This is a genomic window from Trinickia sp. (assembly GCF_051961175.1).
Lineage (GTDB): Bacteria > Pseudomonadota > Gammaproteobacteria > Burkholderiales > Burkholderiaceae > Trinickia.
The window spans coordinates 1-4,269 of the sequence record NZ_JBQCDN010000465.1 but is presented as its reverse complement, the minus strand read 5'-3'; the positions used below and the strand labels follow the sequence as shown (position 1 = coordinate 4,269).

Annotated in this window: 3 protein-coding genes and 2 pseudogenes; 4 read left to right on the top strand and 1 reads right to left on the bottom strand. The window is 59.8% G+C overall.

Annotation, left to right across the window (positions count from 1 at the left end; all coding sequences use genetic code 11):
• The first annotated feature begins 20 nt into the window (after positions 1-20).
• Positions 21-1,277, top strand: coding sequence for an NADP-dependent isocitrate dehydrogenase (gene icd / locus ACTHL0_RS26315; protein ID WP_440570032.1), 1,257 nt, complete (start codon positions 21-23; stop codon positions 1,275-1,277).
• A gap of 633 nt (positions 1,278-1,910) precedes the next feature.
• Entirely contained in the window at positions 1,911-2,342 is a 432-nt protein-coding gene (locus ACTHL0_RS26310; protein WP_440570028.1) for a helix-turn-helix domain-containing protein, read from the top strand.
• 204 nt (positions 2,343-2,546) lie between these two features.
• On the opposite strand, the gene ACTHL0_RS26305 is transcribed toward ACTHL0_RS26310, so the two are convergent.
• Positions 2,547-2,960, bottom strand: a complete 414-nt coding sequence (locus ACTHL0_RS26305; protein ID WP_440570030.1) for a helix-turn-helix domain-containing protein — start codon at positions 2,958-2,960, stop codon at positions 2,547-2,549.
• Between the two features lie 312 nt (positions 2,961-3,272).
• Between ACTHL0_RS26305 and ACTHL0_RS26300 the strand changes: the two are divergent.
• Both ACTHL0_RS26300 and ACTHL0_RS26295 read left to right on the top strand, forming a co-directional pair.
• Positions 3,273-3,716: pseudogene (locus ACTHL0_RS26300) on the top strand (YadA family autotransporter adhesin); the annotation flags it as partial.
• A 162-nt stretch (positions 3,717-3,878) separates the two neighbouring features.
• A pseudogene (locus tag ACTHL0_RS26295) lies at positions 3,879-4,269 on the top strand (YadA family autotransporter adhesin); the annotation flags it as partial.

The window sequence follows — 4,269 nt, the reverse complement described above, 5'->3', positions numbered from 1 at the left end:
AGCCAACACTGGAGTCGATCATGCCGTATCAGCACATCAAGGTTCCGACGGGCGGTGACAAGATCACCGTCAACGCGGACTTCTCGCTCAACGTTTCCGACCAGCCCATCATTCCGTACATCGAAGGTGATGGCACGGGCTTCGACATCACGCCGGTGATGATCAAGGTGGTCGACGCAGCGGTCGAGAAGGCATACGGCGGCAAGCGCAAGATCCATTGGATGGAAATCTACGCAGGCGAAAAGGCGACGAAGGTCTACGGTCCGGACGTCTGGCTGCCGGAAGAAACGTTGCAGGTCCTGAAGGACTATGTCGTGTCGATCAAGGGCCCGCTCACGACGCCCGTCGGCGGCGGCATCCGTTCGCTGAACGTCGCGCTGCGTCAAGAGTTGGACCTGTACGTCTGCTTGCGCCCCGTGCAGTACTTCAAGGGCGTGCCCTCGCCGGTGCGCGAGCCGGAAAAGACGAACATGGTGATCTTCCGCGAGAATTCGGAAGACATCTACGCCGGGATCGAATGGGCGGCCGAATCGGAGCAAGCCAAGAAGGTCATCAAGTTCCTGCGCGAAGAAATGGGCGTGAAGAAGATCCGCTTCCCGGAAACGTCGGGCATCGGCGTCAAGCCTGTGTCGCGTGAAGGGACGGAGCGTCTCGTGCGCAAGGCGATCCAGTACGCGATCGACAACGATCGCCGCTCGGTTACGCTCGTGCACAAGGGCAACATCATGAAGTTCACGGAAGGCACCTTCCGCGATGCCGGCTATGCGCTGGCGCAGAAGGAGTTCGGCGCGGAACTGATCGACGGCGGCCCGTGGATGAAGTTCAAGAACCCGAAGACGGGCAACGACATCGTCGTGAAGGACGTGATCGCCGATGCATTCTTGCAGCAGATCCTGCTGCGTCCGGCCGAATACGACGTGATCGCCACGCTGAACCTGAACGGCGATTACATTTCGGACGCGCTGGCCGCGCAAGTGGGTGGTATCGGTATTGCGCCGGGTGCGAACTTGTCCGATTCCGTGGCGATGTTCGAAGCGACGCACGGTACGGCGCCGAAGTATGCCGGGAAGGATTACGTGAATCCGGGTTCGGAAATTCTGTCGGCCGAGATGATGCTGCGTCACATGGGCTGGACCGAAGCGGCTGACGCCATCATTGCATCGATGGAAAAGTCGATCCTGCAAAAGCGTGTCACGTACGACTTCGCGCGTCTGATGGAAGGCGCGACCCAAGTGTCGTGCTCGGGCTTCGGTCAGGTGTTGATCGAGAATATGTAAGCGTTGGTTCGGGGACGTTCCGTAACGTCCCGGCGAAGTCATAAAAACCCAGCGAAATCGAAAGATTAGCTGGGTTTTTTGTTGCCCTCTCGAGAGTGCTGCAACGGCCGGCTGAGGCTCCTGGGCGTCTGTTGCTCAGCGTCCCGGACAACGACCGCGGAGCGCGTACAGCGGCGGGAATTCACGAGCTGCCTTCGAACCGGTTTCGCCATCCCTGGGGCCATGTGCGCAATGCGTGAGACGTCTGTATTGACATTTCAGATGATACCAATAAAAATTATGGGTCTACGTTAGCGCACTTGCCTATGCCCGATGAACCTACACCGTTTCGCCTGAACGACCGGAACCTCCGCCGTTTGATTAACGAGACGGCGCGGGATGCGAACCGCGTCTTTTTTTACGCCGCACTCGAAACAGCGGATGCGGCAGCGAAAAATCGATGCGGATTAAGTACTCGATTGTTTGCGCAGCGGAGTGGTATCGGAGTCGGCGCATACAAATTTGCATGGCAACTGGCAATGCACGCTAACGCGCCTGAACGCAGGTGGCCAAATTTCGGTTGCGGCAGCGCTTGACCGGACGGAAGACGGCGATTGGGTCATCGTGATAACTGTTTATTGATGAGAGGTTATTGTGTACCACTACACGGAAAGCGGGCTCGATAACATCTGGCTCGAGAACGGATACACCAAGCGCCGCACGCCGTACGGGGTAGCAACAGCAGTGCAGGATGTCGCCGGACTCTTCAAGGCGATCGGTCAAACGCTCGCGCTGAAAGGGCATTTAAGCGGCGCCGAGTTCCGCTTTCTTAGAAAGAGGCTTGGTCTTTCACAGGCGCGTTTCGCTGCGCTGATCGGCAAGACCGAACAGGCCGTTGCGCTTTGGGAGCGCAAGGGAAATGTGCCGGAAACCGATGGCCGTTTGTTGTGCGCGATCTATCTCGAAGCGGAAGATGGAAATTTGGGCCTAAAGGGATACCTCGAACGCATCGCGGAGCTTGACCGGAAAGAGAAGGAAAAGCTGATATTTCACGATACCGACAAGGGGTGGCTCGTCGCTGCGTGAACGACCAATCGGGCAATGTGGTCGTCACCCGGTGAAGGATCTAACGTTTTTTGAGACACGAAGGACGTTCGGCAACGTCCCTTGAAGCGATAAAAACCCAGCTCAATCGAGAGATTAGCTGGGTTTTTTGTCGGCCCGACCTTTATGTCGTGGCCCTCGACCCGTGAGCCGCAGGCGTCGACGGTGGGTGCCGATGCGTCGCCCCTACTTGTTCGACAAGTGCACGCACATGGCCGACACCCACTGCCGGATAAATTCGCGGTCGTTCGGCCGGAGGTGGGCCAGCAGCGACGATATCTCGTCGGCTGGATCAAGCTGACGCCCGCCGCCCCCGGCGATCAGCGATTCGGGTGGCACGCCGTAGAGGGTGGCGAGCTCGAACAGCCGGAATAACGGCGGAGCGGTGTGACCTCGTTCAAAGCGGCTGATCGTCTCCGGATTGACGCCCAGCCTTTCAGACACCTCGTCCTGCGTCATGTGCCTTTCGAGTCGCGCGCGTGCCAAGGCGTCTCCAATGCGCTTGAGGAAAATCTTTTCCTGCGTCGATGTAGGCCGGCGCTGCTCGTCGCTCCCTACCTTCGCGTCGGTTCGCGCACCGCGCGCTCGCGTATCAGTCATCGGTCTCCCCCTGTTTTCATTTGATGCCATTCCCCTCACAGGCGCGCTGCAGCCTGCTGCCCCGTTCCTCACATGCGGTCACGGCTGCCTATCCGGCTTTGTTCGATCGTGCAACAAAACAATGTTTAATGTTGCCTCCTAGCGACTCGAAAAGTCGACTGTGTCTCAAATATCGTTACAAGCAACGCGATTTCCGTAATTATCGGCCAGACTTCGGTAGGAATCGGCCACGAAGCAGGGCCTCATGCTTTCGGAGCCTTACCAGGAAGAAGCAAAGCCAAACTGTTTTTCAACGGACTGACACAGGTAAAGATGAGTGCGAATCGAGTTGCGGCCACGCCCGCAAAGTCAAAAATTTCCCTGTCCATCCTGACGGCGCTTGCGCTGACGGCAGGTTATGCACACGCAGACAACCTCGCCGTGGGCGGGGAATCGGCGGGCATCGTTTCCACTGCGGGCGGTGCTTCCGCTGCACCGACAGCAACGACGGGCGGTACCAACCCGGCCGTCGCAGGCGCCGACGGCACAAGCCAGAATACCGCCGTTGGGAATGCGGTCGCGGCGCAGGGCGGCCAAGCTACGGCTGTCGGCGATCGCGCAACGGCGAACGGTACGAACGCTACGACTGTCGGTGCGAACGCCACCGCTACGGGCGCCAACTCCGCAGCATTCGGCGGCGGATCGGTAGCGAACGGCACCGGTGCAACCGCGTTCGGCGGGACGGCCCGAGCGACAGGCGTAAATACTATCGCAATCGGTAACGGAAGCTCTGCTACAGGGCTCGGCGCGATAGCGCAAGGCGCCGGCGCGGTTGCCGACGGGGACGGAGGGGGGGGTGGCGCCGTCGCCATTGCGATCGGCTCAAACGCGAGAGCAACAGCAACGGCGGCTGCGCCTGCCTCGCCCATTGCAATCGGCGTGAATTCGCAGGCGGTGAACGGCGAAGCCGTCGCCATCGGCAATGCCGCTTTTGCCCAAGGTAATGGGTCCATTTCCATGGGGGTGAGTGCCAGAGCGACAGTAGCCGGTACGGTCGCTCTGGGTGGCCTTGCTCAAGCAACGGGCGCCAATTCGAACGCGATCGGTAACGGAGCCGTGGCGTCGACAGCTGAATCGACTGCGCTCGGTTCCGGAGCGGTGACACGTGCTGCAACGAACGTGAGTAGCGCCACGGTAGGCGGGTTGTCGTTCGGTGGCTTTGCGGGCGCGACGCCGACCGGCGTCGTAAGTATCGGCGCGGTTGGTCAGGAACATCAGTTGCAAAATGTCGCCGCGGGGCAGATCAGCGCCACCAGCACGGACGGGGTGA